Origin of the sequence: Mesorhizobium sp. M1A.T.Ca.IN.004.03.1.1, assembly GCF_003997555.1 — a bacterium.
In the GTDB taxonomy this organism is placed as follows: Bacteria; Pseudomonadota; Alphaproteobacteria; order Rhizobiales; family Rhizobiaceae; genus Mesorhizobium.
This window is the reverse complement of sequence record NZ_RZTV01000002.1, coordinates 326,581-346,455: the sequence shown is the minus strand read 5'-3', so window position 1 is coordinate 346,455 and position 19,875 is coordinate 326,581. Positions and strand designations below refer to the sequence as shown.

The 19,875-nt window shown below is 63.3% G+C and carries 23 protein-coding genes; 20 read left to right on the top strand and 3 right to left on the bottom strand.

Going from position 1 to position 19,875, the window contains the following annotated elements; translation table 11 throughout:
* The first annotated feature begins 133 nt into the window (after positions 1 to 133).
* Positions 134 to 895 carry a thermonuclease family protein gene (locus tag EOD29_RS07640; protein WP_127246341.1) on the top strand — a complete coding sequence of 254 codons (762 nt, stop codon included), beginning with the start codon at positions 134 to 136 and terminating at the stop codon, positions 893 to 895.
* On the opposite strand, the gene EOD29_RS07635 is transcribed toward EOD29_RS07640, so the two are convergent.
* From EOD29_RS07635 to EOD29_RS07625, 3 genes are all read right to left on the bottom strand, one after another.
* Positions 885 to 1,739, bottom strand: coding sequence for a HEPN domain-containing protein (locus tag EOD29_RS07635; RefSeq protein WP_127246340.1), 855 nt, complete (start codon positions 1,737 to 1,739; stop codon positions 885 to 887). The two genes, EOD29_RS07640 and EOD29_RS07635, sit on opposite strands and share 11 nt — an antisense overlap.
* A 3-nt stretch (positions 1,740 to 1,742) precedes the next feature.
* Entirely contained in the window at positions 1,743 to 2,930 is a 1,188-nt protein-coding gene (locus EOD29_RS07630) for a DUF262 domain-containing protein (protein ID WP_127246339.1), read from the bottom strand.
* Positions 2,931 to 3,052: 122 nt separating this feature from the next.
* A complete protein-coding gene (locus tag EOD29_RS07625; protein ID WP_127246338.1) occupies positions 3,053 to 3,757 on the bottom strand; it encodes a helix-turn-helix domain-containing protein in 705 nt (234 codons plus the stop codon).
* An 81-nt stretch (positions 3,758 to 3,838) separates the two neighbouring features.
* On the opposite strand from EOD29_RS07625, the gene EOD29_RS07620 reads away from it, so the two are divergent.
* The 19 genes from EOD29_RS07620 to EOD29_RS07535 all read left to right on the top strand — a co-directional run bounded on the left by EOD29_RS07620 (position 3,839) and on the right by EOD29_RS07535 (position 19,868).
* Positions 3,839 to 4,087, top strand: a complete 249-nt coding sequence (locus EOD29_RS07620) for a Cro/CI family transcriptional regulator (RefSeq protein ID WP_127246337.1) — start codon at positions 3,839 to 3,841, stop codon at positions 4,085 to 4,087.
* Positions 4,084 to 4,374, top strand: a complete 291-nt coding sequence (locus EOD29_RS07615) for a hypothetical protein (protein ID WP_127246336.1) — start codon at positions 4,084 to 4,086, stop codon at positions 4,372 to 4,374. The genes EOD29_RS07620 and EOD29_RS07615 overlap by 4 nt, the downstream gene beginning before the upstream one ends.
* Positions 4,352 to 4,639 (top strand): hypothetical protein, encoded by a 288-nt coding sequence (locus tag EOD29_RS07610; protein WP_127246335.1) that lies wholly within the window; start codon positions 4,352 to 4,354, stop codon positions 4,637 to 4,639. Before EOD29_RS07615 ends, EOD29_RS07610 begins: the two co-directional genes overlap by 23 nt.
* The gene (locus EOD29_RS07605) at positions 4,629 to 4,862 is read left to right on the top strand and encodes a hypothetical protein (protein WP_127246334.1); all 234 of its coding nucleotides are present in this window, start codon (positions 4,629 to 4,631) and stop codon (positions 4,860 to 4,862) included. Before EOD29_RS07610 ends, EOD29_RS07605 begins: the two co-directional genes overlap by 11 nt.
* A 20-nt stretch (positions 4,863 to 4,882) precedes the next feature.
* Positions 4,883 to 6,136, top strand: coding sequence for a P4 alpha zinc-binding domain-containing protein (locus EOD29_RS07600; protein ID WP_127246615.1), 1,254 nt, complete (start codon positions 4,883 to 4,885; stop codon positions 6,134 to 6,136).
* Complete coding sequence (locus EOD29_RS07595) at positions 6,133 to 7,944, top strand: phage/plasmid primase, P4 family (protein ID WP_245475275.1); 1,812 nt, start codon at positions 6,133 to 6,135, stop codon at positions 7,942 to 7,944. Before EOD29_RS07600 ends, EOD29_RS07595 begins: the two co-directional genes overlap by 4 nt.
* Before the next feature lie 342 nt (positions 7,945 to 8,286).
* A complete protein-coding gene (locus tag EOD29_RS07590) occupies positions 8,287 to 9,123 on the top strand; it encodes a hypothetical protein (RefSeq protein ID WP_127246333.1) in 837 nt (278 codons plus the stop codon).
* A gap of 96 nt (positions 9,124 to 9,219) precedes the next feature.
* Positions 9,220 to 9,816, top strand: a complete 597-nt coding sequence (locus EOD29_RS07585; protein WP_127246332.1) for a phage tail protein — start codon at positions 9,220 to 9,222, stop codon at positions 9,814 to 9,816.
* 154 nt (positions 9,817 to 9,970) lie between these two features.
* Entirely contained in the window at positions 9,971 to 10,558 is a 588-nt protein-coding gene (locus EOD29_RS07580) for a hypothetical protein (RefSeq protein ID WP_127246331.1), read from the top strand.
* On the top strand, positions 10,555 to 12,555 hold the full coding sequence (locus tag EOD29_RS07575; RefSeq protein WP_245475274.1) for a terminase gpA endonuclease subunit: 2,001 nt from the start codon (positions 10,555 to 10,557) through the stop codon (positions 12,553 to 12,555). The genes EOD29_RS07580 and EOD29_RS07575 overlap by 4 nt, the downstream gene beginning before the upstream one ends.
* Complete coding sequence (locus EOD29_RS07570) at positions 12,552 to 14,156, top strand: phage portal protein (RefSeq protein WP_206520456.1); 1,605 nt, start codon at positions 12,552 to 12,554, stop codon at positions 14,154 to 14,156. The genes EOD29_RS07575 and EOD29_RS07570 overlap by 4 nt, the downstream gene beginning before the upstream one ends.
* Positions 14,156 to 14,428, top strand: a complete 273-nt coding sequence (locus tag EOD29_RS07565) for a hypothetical protein (protein WP_127246329.1) — start codon at positions 14,156 to 14,158, stop codon at positions 14,426 to 14,428. The genes EOD29_RS07570 and EOD29_RS07565 overlap by 1 nt, the downstream gene beginning before the upstream one ends.
* 8 nt (positions 14,429 to 14,436) lie before the next feature.
* Positions 14,437 to 15,771, top strand: a complete 1,335-nt coding sequence (locus EOD29_RS07560; protein ID WP_127246328.1) for a S49 family peptidase — start codon at positions 14,437 to 14,439, stop codon at positions 15,769 to 15,771.
* Positions 15,772 to 15,817: 46 nt separating this feature from the next.
* Positions 15,818 to 16,594: a hypothetical protein gene (locus EOD29_RS35855; RefSeq protein ID WP_164763708.1), complete on the top strand. Its 777-nt coding sequence runs from the start codon at positions 15,818 to 15,820 to the stop codon at positions 16,592 to 16,594.
* A gap of 64 nt (positions 16,595 to 16,658) precedes the next feature.
* Positions 16,659 to 17,714 carry a major capsid protein gene (locus EOD29_RS07555; RefSeq protein WP_164748238.1) on the top strand — a complete coding sequence of 352 codons (1,056 nt, stop codon included), beginning with the start codon at positions 16,659 to 16,661 and terminating at the stop codon, positions 17,712 to 17,714.
* A gap of 54 nt (positions 17,715 to 17,768) precedes the next feature.
* Entirely contained in the window at positions 17,769 to 18,005 is a 237-nt protein-coding gene (locus tag EOD29_RS07550; protein ID WP_127246326.1) for a hypothetical protein, read from the top strand.
* 24 nt (positions 18,006 to 18,029) lie between these two features.
* The gene (locus EOD29_RS07545; RefSeq protein ID WP_127246325.1) at positions 18,030 to 18,422 is read left to right on the top strand and encodes a hypothetical protein; all 393 of its coding nucleotides are present in this window, start codon (positions 18,030 to 18,032) and stop codon (positions 18,420 to 18,422) included.
* Positions 18,423 to 18,513: 91 nt separating this feature from the next.
* Complete coding sequence (locus tag EOD29_RS07540) at positions 18,514 to 19,323, top strand: hypothetical protein (RefSeq protein WP_095781610.1); 810 nt, start codon at positions 18,514 to 18,516, stop codon at positions 19,321 to 19,323.
* Entirely contained in the window at positions 19,323 to 19,868 is a 546-nt protein-coding gene (locus EOD29_RS07535) for a phage baseplate assembly protein V (protein WP_127215574.1), read from the top strand. Before EOD29_RS07540 ends, EOD29_RS07535 begins: the two co-directional genes overlap by 1 nt.
* The last annotated feature ends 7 nt before the right edge of the window (positions 19,869 to 19,875 follow it).

Here is a 19,875-nt window from a genome sequence, read left to right as displayed (position 1 = left end):
TAACTGATTGTCTGGCCGCATCTTTCTCTTGGGGAGAGAGGGCTTGGACAAGGCTCGATATAACAATCGCTCTGACCGGTGGCGAGGGCGGCGCGCAGGCGCGAAACGCTCGCGCGCTAGGCGATGGGCAAGCGTGCCGCTTCGTCTTGTGCTCGTGACGGTGGCTGCGTTTTCTGCCTTGCTCACGCAGTTCGTCATGCACAACAGCGGATCGCTTCCGGAAATCAGCCTGCAGAACATCATCAAGCCGAGGCCGGCATCAATCGCCGGCGTCGCCTCGGTCATCGACGGTGACACAATCGAGATCCACGGCCAGCGCGTGCGCTTCAACGGCATCGACGCGCCGGAGAGCCGCCAATATTGCGACGATGCGAAGGGCTTCGAATATCCCTGCGGCCGCCGCTCCGCCGAAGTCCTGGACAAGTTCCTGGCGGCCTCGATGCCGGTGCAATGCTCGTTCGTGACATGGGACCGCTACGGCCGCTTTGTCGGCAACTGCACGCGCGCCGACGGGACCGACGTGGCCGCGTGGATGGTCGAGCACGGGCAAGCGCTGGACTGGCCGAAATACAGCAACGGCGCCTATTCAGCGCAACAGGCCAAGGCGCAGTCGGCGAAGCTCGGCCTATGGGTTGGCAACTTCCAGGCGCCCTGGGACTGGCGGGCGCAGCACAGCGACGACCTGGAGGCGGCGTCGACGCCAACCTTCGCGGTCGGCAGCGGCAGCCCCGGCTGCAACATCAAGGGCAACATTTCGGCCGAAGGCGAACGGATCTATCACGTGCCCGGGCAGAAATATTACAGCGTGACCATCATCAACCAGGCCAAGGGCGAGAGGTGGTTCTGTTCTGAGGCCGAGGCCGTCGCGGCAGGCTGGAGGAGGTCTAAGCGCTAATAGCCATGCTCCCTTGATAGCCGGTCAGATAAACTTTTGCTATATCCACGGCGTTGGACGCAAGAATTCTTAAAAACTCCGATGACTTCAATACCTTGTCTGCATCAGGGAAGCTTGTAGTTGAGGTAGGATGGGCAATCTGATTGCGTTCCTCCATAATCTCGCTCAATTTCGCCTGCGCTGCACTTGAAGCTTCTTGGTCGACGCTCTTTTGCAGAAATAGTTTTACGCTAGCCTGCTTGCCAACGTCACGCCAAAAATCTGTTAAGCCCAGAGTTTTTAGCAATTCCTGAAGCAATTCTGGCCGCATATTGGATCCTGTAATAGATAAAACTTCAGACTTTATCGAAAAACTCTGTGAGGACCCTCTACTATTAAGCACAAGACTTTCAAGCAAGGAGTCAGCCATGGCATCGGAATAGCCAAACTTTTTAGGATTCTGGGCTACCTCCAAGGTCTTGTACTTGAGTGACCGCTGAATCTGTTGCGGGAGGTTCTCGTATTTATCGGTCCTGCTCGAGATATCGTCGGCAATTGCCTCAACAACTTGCTTCATGCAATACTCGAATCGTCCGGTAATATAAAGCAAAAGTGAACCCGAAAATATCGGCAGGTCAGTGCGTCTAGCTTTTGATTCGGTGTGGAGAGCCAAAGCCTCAGCCCAAACCGGTATGGCCACTGGTTGCCTGCCGCAGGAATCGGTTGAATGCTCGTCATTGCCGGATGGGGATGGAGCCTCGCTGGCGCCGAAATCGCGGAAAAGTTTGGTGAGATTGAGCAGGCTGTCAACCCTCTCCAAATCATTTTTAAAGTCAGTCAGGACAATGTCCAGCGAATGCGGCATCGGTTAGCCCCTAAGAATACTTGCGGCCACACTCACGCGATCGCGGATTGATTCCACGGTATTCCCGCGCCCAACCAGTACATCGTAGGTGTCCCTGTCAGAGAGAAAGTCACTTAACTTTGAACGAATATTCGAGCTATTTCCTTCAACGTCGAGTTCAGGAGATCTACTTAGAGCTATCATCATTGCGTCATATAGGGGCCTGCTCGGACGGTTAGTTTTGGGTAGTCGGAACGGTCTCCCTTCAAAAGTGTTTGAAAGGCGGGTTAAAAGGACTAGAAATTCTTGTTCCATGTAAGCAAGGTCGCGGCTATCCAGCGCGGCATTCCTAGCCATGAATCTGTCCAGTATCCGCCGAAGCGACCCGCTTCGACCGTTTTCAATTGCGTCCCGAAGCGCATAGAACCGAAGCACGAGTTCCGCGTCAGCGAGAGATGCATACAATGGATTCTTGAGCAGCGCCTCGGAAGGCTCACGATCCTCGTTCGGCCGGTAAGGAGGTATATCCCAAATCCGAGTGAAAACGTCCGCGCGCGCAAGGCGGATTAACAGTGCGTTCAATGGCCCCGGATATAAGGAGTTTCTGAGTTCTTGCGGGTTTAGCCGGATACCTCCGGTGTTCAAGCGGTCGAAGAGCACACGCCGCACATCCAGTCCGTCGTCATCCACGACCTTAGTTTCAGCGAGGAGAACGACCGCAGATATGCTGCGGCGCAGCAGCCCCCTTTGCAACACGAGCGGCAGGTCGTTGAACCGCATTCGGTTTAGCTCCGCCCAATATTCCAGGCCCGTAAGCGCAAAATTGTTTGCGAGAAACGAATTTATAGTCTCAAGTCGTTGGCGACCATCGATGACCTCATAACGGTTGTAGTCGGTTTCAAACAAAAATACTGACGGAATAGGAATATTGAGAAGAAGAGACTCGATTAGTAATGATCTTTTCTTATTACTCCAGCGAAGGCGTCTTTGATATGCGGGATCGGTATCGATTAGCTCATTGTCGGGTCGAAGTGCATGAGCTAGATAGTCGAGTTGATAGTCTTTTGTTTCACGAACTACACGAAGCTGGCTCTTTGCGTACTTCTCGGCAGGATCTGTGATATCACCGAAAACATCGCTTACATCGGAAGCTTCTTCCTCGGCGAACCAATCATCTATATCATCGCGTGTTACGCTTGAACGTCTATTCATGGCATTCCTGTTAAGGCGGCGTGACTTGGGAAGAGGAATCAAGAAGTGGTAAGTTCTCCAGAGAATCCCTAACCCAAAAGCAGCTAAATGGGAAAATCATTGCTTTGCGAAACTCCTCTCGGTTATCGCGCGTTGTACTTTCCCACCACCCGATGGCAGATGGGCCAGTCGACGCGACTCTCGGTGAATGTCTTCGCCGGCCGGTACTGCTCCAACGTCCACTCCCGGTCGTTCATGCCGACCAGGCGCTTGATGATCGCTTCCTCGTCGCCGCGCTCCTTGGGCGGCGTGTGGAAGAACACGGCATCGGAGTCGCGCGCCGGCTGCAGATGCGGGTTCACCAGCGCGGTGTCGCCTGGCCAGTAGGCCGGGATCATCGATTCCCCACGCACCAGGATGCCGTAGCCGCCGCGGACATTCTGCAGCACCGCCGGGCGCTTTACCCAGTCGATCGCCTCGAAGGTGACGATCATGTGGCCTTCGCCTCCCATGGCGGCGGCATAGATCGGCAGGTCGCGGCCGCCGACCAGCTCGTCGCCGGGGATGATCGGCGTGCGCGATGCTCTCGGCTTCGGCTCGCGCACGATCGGTACAGGTGCTGCGCCTGAGGCGTCGAGCAGCCAGGCGACATCGGTCTTGAGCAGCGCGGCAAGTTCGGGCAGTCGCTCCATCGAGGGGCGGGTGGTGTCCGCCTCCCATTGCGTGACCGACACGCGCTTGATGCCAAAGTGATCGGCGACGTAGTTCTGCGTCAGGCCGGCAGCTTCGCGCGCTTGGCGCAGGCGCTGGCCGAGTGTCGTCGAGTCGGTGCGTATCGTCGCGATCATGCCAGCATAGTAATTATTGCTTACTTTTTTGCAAGCAATTGCGTGTTGACATAGTAGGTAGGTAATACCTACCATTAGGCCATGATCGAAATCGTCAGAATCGCAGCCGCCAAGGTTGGCGGATTGGGTGCGCTCGCCTCGCATCTGGGCATCCGCCACCAGGCTTTCTATTCCTGGAAGCGGGTGCCGGCCGAACGCGTGCTGGACATCGAGCGCGCCACCGGCATCTCGCGCCATGCGCAGCGGCCGGACCTCTTCGGTCCCGAGATCCTTGCCGGTCCCGCATCCTCCCAAGCCCTGACCGGCAGCGGCGAGGAGGCGCCGCGATGAGCCGCGCCTCCTCGATCAAAGTACCGGAAAACGGCGGAGAAGGCCAGAAAACATCGGTCGATTTCACGCTCTTTGCGCTCTTCCTCGAAGCCCGGCGCATTCATCGCGGTAAGTCGCCGACGCGTGTTGCGAGGGAAGCCGACGTCGAGGTCGACGCTGTCTTTCGTGCCGCGCGCGGCCGCGATCCTGGCGCCGATCAGTTCCTCGCGCTCTGCGCCTGGATCGGCGAGGAGCCGGCGCTGTTTTTCAAAAAGGAGGCCAGGCATGGTCAGGCTCGCTGCCTATGACTATCGCGAATTGGGCAAGCTCTTGCGGGCGAAGCTCGAGGAAGACGGCCGCGGCTGGCGGGCATGCGCCGGCCACATCGGGGTAAGCGCTTCCGACCTTTCGCGCATCTGCAACGGCCAGAGCGTCTCGGCGCCCAAGGTCATCGCCGTCTGCGACTGGCTGAAGCTTTCCTTCCGCGCCTTCTACCTGCCGCCGCCGCATGACACCGGCGCGATGTTTCACGGGACGAGCACTGAAACAGGGAGCACCTGCGATGCTTGCTAGAACTCCAAAAGCAATCTTCGGAACACCCGGCAGCATCGACGCGGCGACGCTGTTCAAGCTCCCTTTGCCGATGCAGGCCGAGGGCGTGCGGCTGCTGTTCGAAATGGGCCAGAGCCTCGAGCAGGTGCGGGCGCGGCTGGGGCTATCCACCCGGCAGGTGCGGGCGCTTGCCGCGGAGGAAGGCACGTTCTCGCGTGGCGGCGAGGGGATCGGAAAAGAGTAACAGGAGCCGCTGTTTTGAGCATGCAGTCTGGTGGCTTCGTCATTGAACAGTTCGTCGAGGAGGCGCGCGCCGTCTCGATCGACGCCGCCGCCAAACGGCTCGGCCTGAAATTCACCGGCCGCCGGCACGAGCACCCGCAGCCTTGCCCGTATTGCGGCGGCACGGACACCTTTGCGTTCAACACCGCCAAGAACAAATGGAACTGCCGGGCCGGTGGCGCCGGCGGAAATGACGGCATCGGCATGGCTGCCCACTGCGAAGGCCTCGACCTGCATCGTCGCGCGGCCTTGCTGGAGGCGTGCTCCATTTTGCTCGACCGACCGGTTCCTAGCCAGGCGGGAACCGAAAATGCCGACGCGGCGAACGCTCGACGCAGGCGTCTCGAAGAACGCCGGCGGCTGAATGAAGCTCGGGCGGCTGAACGCGCCGAACGGCGGGTCGACTATCGCGAGCGCGAACGGCAAAAGGCCAGGTCTATTTACGAAGCCGCGGCACGCGTCGGCCGGTTCGGGCGGCTGGTCCCCGAATATCTCGAGGCACGCGGCTGCGGGCGCATTGGCGCCTCGCAATGGCTGCGCTACGCATCGGAGCTGGCCTACTGGCACGGCAGCGATGAGCGCGGTCGGCCGAGTGAGCTCCATTCTGGGCCGGCGATGGTCGCGCCCTTCCTCAAAGCCGACCTGGATGCGATCGGCTGCCACATCAGCTGGATCGATCTGGCGCGGCCGCCGAAGTTCCGGCCGCTGCTCACCGATCCGGCGACCGGCGAGCCCCTGCCGACCAAGAAAATGCGCGGCTCGAAGAAGGGAGGGCTGATCCCGCTTTTCGGCGATCCTTCCGCGGCACGCTGGGTCGGCGGGGAGGGGATCGAGAACGGCGCGGCCTTTGCCTGTTGGGAGAGCTGGCGCGAGGACACGTTCTATTTCGCCGCCGGCGATCTCGGCAATCTTGCCGGCCCGGCCGATCCCGCCTCGCGGTTCGCCCATCCAGAATTGAAGAAGCCAGATTCGAAAGGCGTGCCGCGACCGGTGATGATTGCCGGCCCGATTCCTCGACCTGGTCAGGACCCCGAGGACGCCATGTGGGTGGGCGAACAGGTCACCGAGCTCGTGCTGCTCGCCGATGGCGACTCCGAGCGCGTTGTGACCGCGGCGGCGATGGCGCGCGCCCGTGCCCGGCATGCGCGGCCGGGAAGGGCGATCCCGATCGTCTGGCCGCGGCCTGGCTGCGATTTCGCCTCCATGGCTGCCGAAGCCGCGAAGAGGGTGGCGTGAGCAGCAAGAAGCCCGCCATGCCGGACCAGGTGGCCGCCGTGCTCGAGGAAGCTCAGCGCCAGGCGGCCGCCTATGCCAATGAGCCCCGATCCCCCTTGCCTGGCGCGGGTGAAACGCGGCGGCAGCTTCCCGAACAGCCCGACGAGCAGTCGGTGCTGAGCGACTGCGCCTCGGAGCCCGAGACGGATATCGGGAACGGCCGGCGTTTCCTGATCCGCTACGGCTCGCGCGTGCTGCATGTGGCGCGCGTCGGCTGGCATGGCTTCGACGGCACGCGTTGGAAAGAGGATGAAGACGGTTCGGTGGTTCGGCCCCTGGCGCAGAAAACCGCGGAATTGATCTCGGCCGAGGCCGCGCTGCTGACCGCGACCGAAGATGAAGAAAGGGCCCTGGAGGCCGGCCGGAACGCCCGCCTGGAGCGCAAGCGCTTGGGACCGCCAAGGAAGGACTGGGACGCCGAAAGGCTCGGCCGGCTGATGGAACTGGAAGAGATCATCGACGCGGCCAGCGAGGCGCAGAAGAGCGCCAATGCCAGGAAATCGTCACGGCATCGTCATGCGAAAAGCTCGGCCGGTTCATCGAAGCTGGACAACATGATGAAGGAGGCGCTGCCGCATGTCGCGAGGATAGTGGGCGACCTTAACAAGGACATCTATGCCTTCAACTGCCGCTCCGGCACGCTTCGCTTCGTGCGGATGGAGCACGAGGAATCCGACCCGCAGGATCCCGTCTATGAATGGCAACCGCGCCTCGACCTTCACAACCCGGTCGACCTGATCTCGAAGAGCGGCGAAGCCGAGTATCGGCCGGGTGCCGCGGCGCCGGTGTTCGACGCCTTCCTGAAGGAAGTGCAGCCCGATCCGGAGATTAGGGGCTTCCTGCAACGCTTTGCCGGCTATTGCCTTCTCGGCCTCACCGTCGAGCAATGCCTGGTCTTCTTCTACGGCGCCGGTTCGAACGGCAAGTCGACCTTCGTCGACCTGCTCTGCTCGATCTTCGGCGACTTTGCGGTGACGCTGTCGATCGACAGTTTCGCCGGCGATACCAGGCGAGGGGGCAATGAGGCGACGCCGGATCTCGCGCGCCTGCTTGGGGCGCGGCTGGTCGCGGCATCGGAACCCGAAATGGGCGTGAAGCTGAAGGACGCGCTGATCAAGACGCTGACCGGCGGCGAGAAGATCGCGGTGCGGCGGCTGCACCAGGATTTCTTCGAAGTGCTGCCGCAGTTCAAGATCCTGCTTTCGGGCAACCACAAGCCGCGCATCGATGACACTTCCGACGGCATCTGGCGCCGCGTCTATCTCGTACCTTGGGAAGTCCAGATCTCGAAGGACAGGATCGATCGGGACCTGCCTAAGAAGCTGCGCGCCGAAGCCGACGGCGTCTTCGCCTGGCTGGTGCGGGGAACGCTCGACTACCTGAACTATGGGTTGCGACCGCCGGAAAGCGTGCTTGCCGCGACCCGCGAATACCGGGAAGAGAGCGATCCGATCGGCGCCTTCCTGCGCAACGCCTGCATCGTGACCGGCAAGGAGGATGACGAGACTTCGCCCGGTGACCTGCACCTCGGCTATGCCAACTGGGCAGCCCGCGAGGGTGCGGCGGAGTTCAAGTCGTCGACCTTCTCGCGCAAGCTTCCCGATTACACGCGGCTGACATGGCGATCGTCTGAGGGCGCAATGAAGCGCTTCTGGAAGGCGAAAAGCGGCACGACGATTTACCGAGGCATCAAGGTCAAGGACGAGTTCGTGCGGCCGCCCGGCCGCGATCCAGGCCCTTCGCCGGAGGCATACGGCTTTGAGGGCTGACCCTTTCCCCACTTTGGCGCCAAGGCCGCGAGGGACGGTAGATTGCGAGTTGGGGAAGGGAGCCGGACTGAAAGGGTTTGGGAAAGCACCAGGTTAGGAAGCAAGGGACGCTGGGGTCGATTTTTCTCGATTTGCCCGTGCGCGAATGAGATCAAACAAAGGGCAAAGAGGGATGGCGGGTGTTTCATGTATGGCGCGGATTTCATCGTCCCTTGCGCCCCTTCCATCCCGGCATCCCGCTTATCCGGCTGACTTTGTTCGCCTTCATGTTTTTTCGATTTGGGACGAAGAGCAGCGAGTTGGGTCGATAAGAGAAAAATTGGGACGAAGGAGTGAAAGCACATGAAGACGGTGAACATAGAAGAGCTGTTGACCTGGGCCTTCGTCCATGAGCTGCCGAAGGGCGGTGGCGTGGAAGGTCTGGAAAATCCGCATTCGGCCTGGCGCATGTTGCAGGCTTCCTCATGGGGCAAGATCACCAGCTTTGGCGAGCTTGGCGCGCTGATAGACGCCGGCCGCAAAGACTATGACAATTTCTGGATCGAGCAGGGCGAGCCGCATGAGGATGCGGTGACCGTTGGCCGGGCGGTGGCCGCGCTGGCCGCTTGCGAGGTCATCAAACCGCAGGGCTGGAATGGCTTGGCCGATTGGCCGGATACGCACGGTTTGGCCGAGCTGTACGTTGCGCGGGCGGTTGAGCGCTATAGCGCCCGCTCGCAAGCGCAGCGGGGCGAAGGCGTTGTCAGCCTGGTCGTCGGAACCGCGATCCTCGGGCGGGAGCCGGACTGGACCGCGAAGCCTGCCAGGGTTCGGCTGGCGGAGCGCGGCGGCAAGCCGGCCTGGTTCGTCATGAAGCACGTCATCGACGACAACGGCCAGGCCTACGACATCGAGGTGCATGGCTATGACGAGCGCCTCAAGCGGCCGGCGAAGGGCGCTTACCGAAAGTACGAGTTCGCGACCGATCCGAGCGGCGACATCATGGGCCGGCTCGACTACCAGATCTGGGTCGCGGCGCTGCGCAGGCTCGAGGCCGAGCTCGGCCCGCAGCTGATCGCGCATCGGCTGGTGTCTTCCGATCGCACGATGACGCCCTGGCTTGAAGAGGACAGACCGGGTATTTGGCTCGCCGAGAGCACGGCTGACCAGCGCGCGAAAAAAACTGCCTCCGTCCGTTGACGCGCGGCAGAAACTTGACATAGACCTGATCACGGTAAGAAAGAACTCGCCCCGGCGCTCCTCGCGACCGGGGCTTTTCATTTTCGGAGTGCGAGCGTGAACGGCCTGCTGACGATCAGGTGGGCCGATCTGTCTGGTCTCAAGCGGCTGGACAACGCGCTGGGCCGCTTGAGCCAGATGCAGCGCAGCTTGGTGCTGGCGCGAGCCGTAAATCATGTCGGCGATCGGTTGCGCACCAAGCTGACGCGGACGCTCGCGAACCAGACGGGCCTGCCGTACCGGACGATCCGCAGGGCGATCAAGGCCGAGCGGGCCAACTATGGCGAGCTCGCCTACGTCATGCGCACGCAGGGCGGCGACATCTCGCTCAAATACTTCAAGCCGCGCGAGACGCGGGCAGGCGTGACCGCTTCGCCTTTCGGCACGCGCCGGCTGTTTGCCGGAGATTTCAGCAAGGCAGGCCGGTTTCCAAATCGCGTCACCGCCAAGCGCTTGGGCGGCCACGTCTACGCGCCGGACCGCTCCTCGACCAGGTGGGGCAGGCCGGTATCCTTCGTGGACTCGGGTGTCATCATTCCCGCCGAGATGGTCAAGGGCGACACGGCGCAAGCGTTCACGGCCTTCGCCAACCGCGAGCTGCCGCCGAGGGTCATGCACGAGATCAGCTTCATGCTCCCCGGCTTCTTCGACTGACCGGGCAAGGCAGCCGCGCCGCCTCCCAAGGTATAGGGACCGTATCCCACTCCTCGACCTAGGACGGGCAGACCGGCCCCTGGATTTCTGCCAGTCGCACCATCGAAAAAGTTGGGTTGTCAGGGTTGTCAGCGGCTCGAAGGAAGTTGTCTGGATGCCGTCTGAAGAAACCGTGATGGCGACGCCCGCCGAGATCGCGGCGCGCGACGGCGTTACAAAGCAGGCCGTCACCAAACTGGTGCGGCGACTGGTCGAGGAGCATGACCTTCCGGTCGAGCGCGACGCTCGCGACCGGATCATGCGGTTTTCGCTGGCGCATTACGACTACTACCGCGGCGAGTTCGCTAGCTCCGAGAAGATTGCGGCAGCTCGCAAGGACGCGCCGTCAGCTCCGTCGGCCAACTCCAGCACGTCGCGCGACGAAGCGCTTCGGCAAGAAGCCTGGCTCAAAGTCGGACGCGAGAAGCTGCGTCGGCAGGAGCATATCGGCCAGCTGGTCCGCGCCGACCGGATGCGTGAAGCCCTGACGGTCTGCGGCCGGGAGATCCAGTCGAGCATCGCCCGCCTGCAGAACAAAGCCGACGACATGGCTTTGGCAGTTTCGCGAGAAGGCGCTCATGGCCTGCGCGTGCTGTTGCGGAGCATCGCTTTCGAGTTGAACACCGAAATCGCCGATCGGCTCGGCGCCATCGTCGAGAAAGCTGCCGAGCATGACGACGTGCTCGAGGACGAAGAGATTTGAGCATCCATGTCGGGCCTGGCCATCCGGGGGCGCTCCGCCTGGCCGGCGTAGCACTGGCGGAGGCGATCAGGCCGCGCCCGCCGGCGCGCTTTCGTGACTGGCTGCCCGACAACATCGTGCTTGTCGACGGGCCTAAGAAGGGAGAACTCTGGGCGCTTGAAGATGCGCCATATCTCGGCGAGATCGCCGACTGCCTGTCGCTCGAGCATCCCTGCAATCTGGTGACGGTGCGCAAATCGCAACAGACCGGCGTCTCGATCCTCGCCCTTGCCTGGTCGCTCTACATCGCCGACACGGCGCCGGACAACACCATCTATGGCCTGCCGTCGATCGACTTCCTGCAGGACATGAACAGCCAGAAGCTGCAGCCGCTTATCGAGGCGTGGCAGGCGAAGACTGGCAAGCAGGTGATCTTCCCGGCCGTGAGCCGGTCCGGCTCGGGCTCTACCATCTACGAGAAGCGGTTCGCCGGCGGATCCCTGATGCTGGCCAACGCCAACGTCGCGACCGATCTCTCGGGCAAGACCACGCGCTACGGCGTCAAGGACGAGGTCTCCAAGTGGCAGACCCATGTCAGCGGCGACGATCCGGAAACGCTCTTTTTCGGTCGCTTTACCGCCTTCCGGCGCACAAAGGCCTTCAAGATCTTCGAGCTGTCGACCCCCGAGATCGACACCGGCGACGAACTCGGCGATCTGCCCGGGCACTGCCGGATCGACCGTTCCTTCAAGCGCTCGGACCAGCGTTTCTGGAACATTGCCTGCGTTGAATGTGGCGAAGAGTTCGTCCAAGCCCACGAGGGCTTTCATCTCGATCGACTGCATCCGCACAAGAGCTTCTATGTCTGCCCGCATTGCGGGCACATCATCAGCGAAACCGAGCGGGTCATCGGCGTCCGCAATGGCCGCTACATCGCCACCCTGACCGGTCCTGACCGGCACCCCGGGTTCCATGTCGATGCCTTCATCTCGCTGATGATGAGCTACGAAGCGATCGCCGAGGACATTCTCAACCACTCGAAGCCCGGCGGTCTCGGCGACAAGGGCATCTTCAATCTGGTGTACGGCCTTCCCGCAAAGGTGAAAGGCAACGCGCCGGAATACGAGCGGCTGATGGAGCGCCGCGAACCCTTCGCGGAAATGGAGATCCCTGCCGAGGGGCTTATTCTCGTCGCCGGCGCCGACGTGCAGCACAATGGCATCTGGACCGTCGTCGTCGCCTTTGGCGAAGACCGGCAGTGCTGGGTGCTGGGGGTCCGCTTCTTCGAGGGCGCGACGGACAACGCCGGCGAAGGCGCCTGGACGAAGCTCGGTGAGTTCCTCGCCAAGCCGCTCGACGACGCTTTCGGCGGCTGGCGCCGTATCGAGGCGATGTCGGTGGACGGCGGCGACGGCGGCCGCACCAACCAGGTTCTCGAATGGTGCCGGCGGCGCCCCAATGCCTATGCCGTCAAGGGTGTCGGCGGGCGCGGTGTGCCGGCAATCAGCGTCCCGGCCAAGAAGTCGGTCACGAAGCGCGGCAAGCGCAAGCGTTTCGGCAGCGCGATGCTATGGCCGGTCGGCACATGGGGCCTCAAGTCGGAACTGTTCGCCAATCTGCACAAGCCCGGCCTGCGTTCCGGCGAGCCGGCCGATCCGCCGGGCTATGTGCATTTCGGCGACTTCCTGCCGAAGGAATATTTCCTGCAGCTCACGGCGGAGGCCTTCGTCGCCGAGGTGGTGCGCGGCAAGTTCCACGAGGAATGGAAACGCCTGCGGCCGGACAATCACTGCCTCGACGCGCAGGTCTACGCCATGGCGATGGCGGAAATGCTCGGGCTGTCGACCAACAGGGCAGACGACTGGGCGGCGCTGCGCGAGCGGCTGAGACCGGCTTCGGAGCCGGATCTGCTTCACGGCCTGCGCCATGCCCCGAGGCAGGAGCCCACGGACCCGACAGAACCGACGACGGACGAGGCCTCGCAAGCCCGTCGCGAGAAATGGAAAAGGCGCGCATGAAGTTGCTGGAGCGGATATTCGGCAGGGAAGGCGCGTCCGCTCCTCGTCCGTCCGCAAATGCCGGGTATCTGCGCGACAGCCATTCCCGGATCCTATCGACGCGCGGCACCGCGCTGCGCGATCATCGCGACCAGGTCCGCACCGCCTGGCGCCGCGCGGCCGGCCTTGCCATGGACATCATCCAGAATTCCGGCCGCCTGAGAGGTGCGGTCGACCAGGTCATCGCGGACACCGTCGGGGTCGAGCTGATCCTCAATCCGATGCCGGACCTGGCAAAGCTTGGTTACGACAGGAAGGAGACGGACGATTTCATCAAGCTGTTGAAGGCCGAGTGGAAGCGCTGGGCGTGGAACGCGCGCGAATGCGACCTCAAGGGCAAATTCATCGTGCCGCAAAAGGTGGACATCGCTCTGCGCCATGACGTCGTCTTTGGCGAGGCGCTGATGCTGATGGACTATATGTCCGCCGGCAATCGCCGCCGCTATGGCATCACGTCCGGCACCAAGATGTGCCTTACGACGCCTACCGCTTTGGTGCAGGACACCAGTGAATTCGAGGGGCTGTATCAGGGCGTTATCCACGATCCGAACGGCCGTCCTGTCGCCTACCGTCTCGCCGAGAAAGAAACCGGCATCGTCGTCAAGCGCGACCATCGGGCCTTTGACGCGCAAGGGCGCCAGATGGTCGCTCATGTGTTCGACCCGGTGGACGGCAACGACGTGCGCGGCATTTCTCGGCTCGTCGCGGCCTTTCGCGAATACCTGCAATGGGAGACGCTGGTCGACGTGACGATCCAGACCGGTATCCTGCAGACCGTCTTTGCCCAGGTGCTGACCAGCGAAAAGCCTTCGGCAGAGGCCTTCGAGGCTCTTGAAGCGCTCGGCGAGAGCCAGGACGGCAAGGAGCTGCGCGCCCAGTTCCGCGACTATTTCCTTGCCGTCATGGACAAGGCGGCCGAAAGCGAAATCTCGGTCGGCAGCGATCCGAAAATCTCGCATCTGGCGCCGGGAGAGAAACTCGACCTGATGTCGACCGGCATTCCGGGGCCGCAATTCCTGCCCGTGTCCAACGAGCTGCAGCGTGGCATGGCGCGCGCGATCGGCATCAGCGTTGCCAGCTACACGATGAACTACGAGGGCGCGACCTATTCCTCGACCCGGATGGAAGGGGCGTCCCTGCACCCGGTTGTCACCCGCCGTCGCGATCGCATCGCTTCGCCGATCTGCCAGATCGGCTTCGAGCATCTGGTGGACGAGCTGATCGGCACCGGCCGGCTGCCGTTCAAGGGTGGCTACGCGGCTTTCTCCGCAAACCGGGACAGGGTGCTTTGGGCAATGTGGCAAGGCCCGGCCAAGGCCACTGCCGACGACCAGAAGAGCGCCAAGGCGGCGAGTGAACGGTTGCTCAACGGGACCTCGACGCTTGACATGGAATGCGCGGAGATCGGGGCCGACGCGGAGGAGGTCTTCGAGCGCCGGCTCTACTGGCACAAGCGCTATGTCGAGGCGGGCATGCCGTCGCCGTTCGGTCAGGGGCCGGGCGACGCGAAGGACGACGTCATCCAGGACCAGAAGGCATCGAAGAAAAAGGAAGATGCCTGATGCCGGCCCTCGTCACCATCAACGGCGTTGCCGTCGACCAGGATGACCCCTGCGCCCTCTATCAGGCGCTCTATGCGGTCAAGCTGCGCGCGCTCGCCGGCGAGCATGTCGAGGAACTTTCCATCCAGTCCCCGGTGACCCGGGAGCAGCTTCGTTTTTCCGGCGCCGACATCATGGCGCTCGACGCCGAACTTTTGCGCCTTGCGGCGGCCTGCTCGGCAAAGAACGGAAAGCGTTCGCGCTACGCCAAGACCATGCGGTTCATCCGCTAGGAGCTTCCATGACATCGCTGATCCATATCGCCGACCGGGTGCTGAACCGGCCGCTGCTGATCACGCGTGACAAGGCCGAGGTGGTGCTTTCCGTCCTTGCCGGCAGGCTCGGCGTCAATGCGCCCGAGAGTTCGCGATTCGAGGGGGGATCGGTCGTCGAGGACGAGAACGGCGCCCGTCGCGCCGTGCCTTATCGCGTCACCGGCGACGGGGTTGGCATCATCACGGTCACCGGCTCCCTGGTCAACCGCGGCGCCTGGGTCGGTGCCAGCTCCGGTCTGACCTCCTACGAAGGGATCGGCTTCCAGCTGAAGTCGGCAGCTGCCGACCCGGCTGTCAGGTCTGTCATTCTTGACATGCATTCGCCAGGCGGCGAAGCCGTGGGCGCCTTCGAAACCGCGGCCCTCGTGCGCGATCTTGCCGCAAGGAAGCGGACCGTCGCGGTCGTCAACGGCATGGCGGCTTCGGCCATGTACGCCATCGCGTCCGGCGCGAACGAGATCGTCACCACGGAAACCGGCATAGCGGGCTCGATCGGCGTCGTTCTTCTGCACGCCGACTTCAGCCGGCAGCTGGACCGCGACGGCATCACGCCGACGCTCATCCACGCCGGCGCCCACAAGGTCGACGCCAACCCTTTCGAGCCGCTTTCCGACGCCGTCCGCGACGACCTGCAGGCCGAAGTTGACGCCTTCTACGGCGCCTTCCTCGGCACGGTGGCCAAAGGCCGGGGCACCAGGCTCACCGCGGCAGCGGCGCGCAAGACGGAAGCGCGCACGTTCATTGGCAAGGCTGCGGTCGACGCCGGTATCGCCGACCGGGTCGGTTCGTTCGAAAGCGTACTTGCCGAACTTTCCCGCGCCTCCACGCCGAACGGCGGGCGCTCAACCCCGCAGAAAGGGAGCACATCCATGAGCGAGACCACCGGCGCGGCCGCCGCCATTGAACTTGCCGGCATTCCGAAAGCCGATCACGACGCGGCCGTTGCGGCTGCCGAGACCAAAGGTCATGCCACCGGCGTGGCGCATGAGAACAAGCGCCTGACGACGGCCCTTGGCGCCGAGAGCGTAAAAGGAGACGGCGGTCGCATGGCGGCGGCGCTCGACCTGGCGACCAAGTCGCCTGCCATGACCGGTGAAGATGTCGCCGCGTTCGTCGTCGCCAACGTCGCGGCGTTCAAGCCGGTAGACGCAGGCGCCGAGGTCTATGAGAAATCGCGCCTTGCCGCGGCCGGCCTCGCGCAGCCCGGCGCTGGAAAGTCCGCGGCGGCATCGCAGGAAGCGGCCAACCGGATCCTGGCCAATTACCGCGCCTCGACGGGGGCACCGGCCAGGCAGGGCTGATGCCTCGCACCATCCAACCGCAACTACTCACCTGAAAGGGTCGATCATGACCAGCATTCCCTTTGCGCAGCCGAGCATGGCGGCACGTGAAGTATCCGAGACGTTCACCTCCGCCGAAATCTTCAATTCGGCCATACCGCACCCTGTCACCGAGGACTTTCCCGTGGCAGGGGATGTAGCGCTGCCGGCTTTCTCGGTTGTCGGCCTCGCGGCCACGGACACCCTGGCCATGGCGACTTTTGTCCATGTGCCCGGCAGCAAGGCGACCGGCCGACTGGTGTTCTCCGGTGTCGGAGCAGTTGACGACGCCATCACCATCGGCGCGACGGTCTATACCTTGAAGGCTGGGCCGACCACTGTCGCCGGTCAGGTCAAGATCGGTGCGACGGCGGCGGAGACCGCCAGCAATTTGATCGCGGCGATCAACGGCGGAGCTGGTGCCGGCTCCGCATACGGCTCGCTCACCACGCCCCATCCCGATGTCAGCGCTCAATCTGATGCCGCCGGCATCGTCGGTATCGTCGCCAAGGCCGCAGGAGCGCCCGGCAACGCGATCGCAACCACCGAGACCGGCGCGGCCATCGCATTTTCGAACACCACCCTCGTCGGCGGGGCGGATCAGATCGGTGTGGCGCCGCTCGGCATCACGACTGCTCCGGTGGTCGACACCGATGTCGCGCAGCGCGTCGCGATCTACCGGGCCGGCAATTTCAATCCGGATGCGCTCAATTGGGATGTCTCGTTCAACACGGATGACAAGCGCGAGGCGGCTTTCCGGAGCGCGCCGGCGCCCACCAACATCCTCGTCCGCAAGCGGCTCTGAGCGCAGGGCGCAAACCCTCAACCCAATCGCGGCCCCGGCCGCATCTTTCACAAGGGCCACGACCATGGCGGATTTCGACAACTACGAACTTTGGGATACGCACACCCTGCTCGGTGTGTTCCGCGAACTCGACATCGTGCCGAGCTACTGGCTCGATCTTCTCTTCCCCCACCAGATGTCATCGACCGACGAATATATCGACCTGGAGAAAATTCCGCGTTCGGGGCGGAAGCTCGCGCCCTTCGTCGCCCCGATGGCGCAGGGCCGGGCGATCTACGAGGAAGGCGCGCGCGTCGAGCGCTTCAAGCCGGGTTATGTCAAGGCCAGCGATCCGGTGTCGCCGCTGCGGGCTCTCACCCGCCGCCCGGGCACCTTGCTCGGTCCCAATGCGCAGAGCCCCGCGGCGCGCTACGATGCGGTCAAAGCCGACATCCTGCAGTTCCATCGCGTTGCGGTCGAAAGGCTCTGGGAATGGATGGCCGCCAAGGCCGTCATCGACGGCAAGGTCGTCATTGAAGGCAAGGACATGCCGCAGCGGCTGGTCGACTTCGGTCGCGCCGCCGGACACACCGTGGTGCTCGGCGCCGGCGCGCGCTGGGGCGATCCCGGGGTGTCCATCCTCGACGACATCCAGGGCTGGGCGGACACGATGCATTCGGCCGAATTCGGCGGCGCGCCGAACCGCATCACCGTCGGCACGGATGCCTGGGGTGTCATGCGACGCGACAGCGAGATCCTTGCCGAGATGGACTTGACCCGGCGCGGCAATGCCGACCTGACGATCAAGACCGGCCTCATGACCACCGGCGAGGTCCGCTATGGCGGCACGCTCGGTGGCGGTATCGAAGTCTGGGTCTATAAGGACTACTACACCGTCAACGGCTCGGTCACTCCGTTCATGTCGCCCAAGGATGTCGTGCTGACCGGTCCGAACGTGCAGGGCTATCGCTGCTTCGGAACGATCGTCGACGTGCATGCGCAGTTCGAGGCGCTGCCGATCTTCCCGCGCAACTACATCCCTGAAGGCGATGTGGCGATCGAGCAGATCCTCACCCAGTCGGCGCCGCTGATGGTGCCCGTCAATCCGAACGCGACGCTGAAGGCGACCGTCCTCGGCTGATTGCCCCGGTCCGACATCTTTTCTCGGCAATTCAACACAATTGGAGAAAGCATCATGGTCAAAGCCGTTGCTTTGAGCACCGTTCACCTGTGCAAGTCGCCGGGCGAGAAGAGCCTGGAAGGCAAGACAATCAAGCGCGCAGAAATCGAGGTGAAGGCGCCTGGATCAATCATCGACGTCGACAAGAAGCAGCTCGACGATCTTGTCGCAAAGGGTGCCGCGCGCCCAGCCAGCAAGGTTGACCTCGTGAAGGCGGACGAGGCCAGCCAGATGGACCTCGGCCAGGCCTGAGGCCTCACCTTTTCGGAGCCTTTCATGGATATTCGTGCAGCCCGATCGCGCCTTGTCCATGAGACGCGCTCCCGCATGGGCGACCTGATCACCATCCGCGCCAAGCTGCGTGGCGAGATGTCGGTGGCCGACGATCCGTCGCGCCCGGCCATGGTCGACCTGAAAGGCCGGTTCGACATCGACCCGGACCTTGAATTCCTCGGCGGCCGCGATCGCGGCATGGCCCCGACCCGCTACGCCGGCCGGCTGTGCACCGTTTCGATCCCGCGCGCCCACATGGCCTGGCTGCCGAAGGCCGGCGATCAGTGCGAGGTCACCAGCCGCCCGGCCGAGCCGATCTATTCGATCGAGCGCGTCGTCGATGACCTGCCCGAGGTCATCGTGTTCTATCTGTCGAACCTGAAGGCGGCGTCGTGATCTCCGCCGAAGGCGGCAACCGCGCGTCGGGCACGTTTGCCCGGCCGTCCGCAGCGAGCGGCGAAGCCGCGGCGAGCCAAGAACAGAACGGATGAGCCTGGTCAACGCCATGCTGCGCATGCTGGCCGTCCAGGCGCTGCGCGGCAACACCATCGCCGCCGACGGCGTCACCGATTCCTCGATCGAGGCGTTGTCTTCGATCATGAGCGACCGGCAGGCGCCGGTCATCCTGGTGCGCATCGACGAAACCAAGTATGCCGCCCAGAACGAAGGCTTCTTCGTCACCTCCGGCACCGTGACCTTCGCGCTCGACCTCATCGTTGCCTCGAGCGTCACCTATCAGACGACCGACGGCCAGGCGGTCAACCAGATCGAGATCGCGCCGACCGATGCCGGTCTTGAATTCTCGCTCGACATGCTCGACCGGCAGTGGCGGCGCGTGCTGTCCGATCCCAACAATGCCTTCGCGGAATGCTTTCGCTCGCTTGTCGCCGCGATCGGGCCGGTGAAGGCCGCTCGCGGCGTCGATCCGGAGGGCGGCCGCAAGCACGCCATCCGCATGGTCGAGATTGAGATCGAGCCGGTCTGCGATCCCGCTCCGGGCGCCGAGCTGCCTCCCGTCATTGACGCGGCACTGACCAAGCTGGCGACGGTCGCGGACTACCAGTCTGCGGTCGTCATCATGCGCGGCGAGTTCGCCAAGGGCGTCGACCTGATGAGTTGGCAGAAGATCCAGTCGACCCTGATGACGACGGCCGCGGTGCCGGCCATGCTGGGCGTCGCACCGCCCGATGCCGGCGAAGTCGTCGGGTTCGACCAGGTCGGCACCGTCATCAACGGCGAGCAGACCGAACTGACGGACGATATCCTGCCCGATCCCGATCTCGGCGGGTCCGCCTGATGCATGACACGGAACTGGTGAAGGTCATCCTCGGCCTGCAGGCCGATATCGCCGCGCTAAAGCGCATGGTCGCCGGCAACCTGCGGTTCGGCACGGTGAAGAAGGTCGATCACGACGCCAAGCGCGTGCAGCTCTTGCTGTCGGACGCCAATGGCCGCGAATTCCTGTCGCCGCTGCGGCCGTGGGGCGAGATCGCCGGCACCGAAAAGTCCTGGCGGCCGCCGACGCAAGGCCAGCAGATGATGCTGGTCGCGCCGCATGGCGACATGCGCCAGGCGGTCGCGCTGCCGATGACCTATTCGGACCAGAACGCATCCCCGTCGTCCGATCCGGGGACGCGGATCCTGTCGACCTTCGGCGGGGCGACGATGCTGTTCGACGGCGGCGGCTACCGCGCGGAACTGTCGGCATCCCGCGTCGACCTCGGCGCGGCCGAGGGCAAGAAGGTCGCCCGCATCGGCGATCGCGTCCATGTCATGTCGGGATCTTCGACCGGCCTTTGGCCGATCGTCGAGGGCTCCTCGAAAGTATTCGCCGCCGACTAGGAGGCCC

Bases quoted from the DNA above. Each gene is read 5' to 3' on its own strand.
- EOD29_RS07635 (WP_127246340.1), bottom strand. From the start codon at position 1,739: ATGCCGCATTCGCTGGACATTGTCCTGACTGACTTTAAAAATGATTTG.
- EOD29_RS07630 (WP_127246339.1), bottom strand. From the start codon at position 2,930: ATGAATAGACGTTCAAGCGTAACACGCGATGATATAGATGATTGGTTC.
- EOD29_RS07625 (WP_127246338.1), bottom strand. From the start codon at position 3,757: ATGATCGCGACGATACGCACCGACTCGACGACACTCGGCCAGCGCCTG.
- EOD29_RS07620 (WP_127246337.1), top strand. From the start codon at position 3,839: ATGATCGAAATCGTCAGAATCGCAGCCGCCAAGGTTGGCGGATTGGGT.
- EOD29_RS07615 (WP_127246336.1), top strand. From the start codon at position 4,084: ATGAGCCGCGCCTCCTCGATCAAAGTACCGGAAAACGGCGGAGAAGGC.
- EOD29_RS07610 (WP_127246335.1), top strand. From the start codon at position 4,352: ATGGTCAGGCTCGCTGCCTATGACTATCGCGAATTGGGCAAGCTCTTG.
- EOD29_RS07605 (WP_127246334.1), top strand. From the start codon at position 4,629: ATGCTTGCTAGAACTCCAAAAGCAATCTTCGGAACACCCGGCAGCATC.
- EOD29_RS07600 (WP_127246615.1), top strand. From the start codon at position 4,883: ATGCAGTCTGGTGGCTTCGTCATTGAACAGTTCGTCGAGGAGGCGCGC.
- EOD29_RS07590 (WP_127246333.1), top strand. From the start codon at position 8,287: ATGAAGACGGTGAACATAGAAGAGCTGTTGACCTGGGCCTTCGTCCAT.
- EOD29_RS07580 (WP_127246331.1), top strand. From the start codon at position 9,971: ATGCCGTCTGAAGAAACCGTGATGGCGACGCCCGCCGAGATCGCGGCG.
- EOD29_RS07570 (WP_206520456.1), top strand. From the start codon at position 12,552: ATGAAGTTGCTGGAGCGGATATTCGGCAGGGAAGGCGCGTCCGCTCCT.
- EOD29_RS07565 (WP_127246329.1), top strand. From the start codon at position 14,156: ATGCCGGCCCTCGTCACCATCAACGGCGTTGCCGTCGACCAGGATGAC.
- EOD29_RS07560 (WP_127246328.1), top strand. From the start codon at position 14,437: ATGACATCGCTGATCCATATCGCCGACCGGGTGCTGAACCGGCCGCTG.
- EOD29_RS35855 (WP_164763708.1), top strand. From the start codon at position 15,818: ATGACCAGCATTCCCTTTGCGCAGCCGAGCATGGCGGCACGTGAAGTA.
- EOD29_RS07555 (WP_164748238.1), top strand. From the start codon at position 16,659: ATGGCGGATTTCGACAACTACGAACTTTGGGATACGCACACCCTGCTC.
- EOD29_RS07550 (WP_127246326.1), top strand. From the start codon at position 17,769: ATGGTCAAAGCCGTTGCTTTGAGCACCGTTCACCTGTGCAAGTCGCCG.
- EOD29_RS07545 (WP_127246325.1), top strand. From the start codon at position 18,030: ATGGATATTCGTGCAGCCCGATCGCGCCTTGTCCATGAGACGCGCTCC.
- EOD29_RS07540 (WP_095781610.1), top strand. From the start codon at position 18,514: ATGAGCCTGGTCAACGCCATGCTGCGCATGCTGGCCGTCCAGGCGCTG.
- EOD29_RS07535 (WP_127215574.1), top strand. From the start codon at position 19,323: ATGCATGACACGGAACTGGTGAAGGTCATCCTCGGCCTGCAGGCCGAT.